The following is a 548-nucleotide window of genomic DNA, read 5'->3' as shown; positions in this document are numbered from 1 at the left end:
CTTGACGGGGATCTCGAACTCCTCGACATTGTGGACGGTGCCGGGGGTGGGCTCGCCCACGACGACCAGCGGCACGGTCACCTGGACCTTCTCGCCCGCCTTGATGGCCAGCAGGTCGACATGGAGGATGGCGCGGGAGACGGGGTGACGCTGGATGTCCTTGACCAGGGCCAGCTGCTCACCCTGGTCGGAGCGCAGGGTGACGACGGCGTTCTTGTTGGAGCGCACGGTGAGGAAGAGCTCGTGCGCGGGCAGGTCCAGGTGGATGGGGTCTGCACCGTGTCCGTAGACGACGGCGGGAACCAGGCCCGCGCGACGGGCGCGACGGGCTGAGCCCTTGCCGAACTCGGTGCGACGGGTGGCGTTCAGGATGCTGGTGTCGGACATGATGTCTCTCCTCGACGGTTGCGGTGGTCGTCCTCGCCCCGGCGCGAGGAGAACCCCGACCGCAGTCGGGGAGCCCTGTCGATCACGGCGACGGCACAGGGCCGTCGCCCTCGCCGGAGCAACCCCTGAAGTCTAGCGCGACCCGACCCTCAGGCCGCACC

1 protein-coding gene is annotated in these 548 nt (G+C 69.3%); it reads right to left on the bottom strand.

The window, feature by feature from the left end; all coding sequences use genetic code 11:
* On the bottom strand, window positions 1–387 hold a 387-nt coding region (locus tag FK530_RS25265), incomplete at its 3' end, for a 50S ribosomal protein L25 (RefSeq protein WP_146489517.1).
* Window positions 388–548 lie beyond the last annotated feature (161 nt).

The organism is Tsukamurella conjunctivitidis, assembly GCF_007858475.1.
In the GTDB taxonomy this organism is placed as follows: Bacteria; Actinomycetota; Actinomycetes; order Mycobacteriales; family Mycobacteriaceae; genus Tsukamurella; species Tsukamurella conjunctivitidis.
This window is presented reverse-complemented; position numbering and strand designations above follow the sequence as displayed.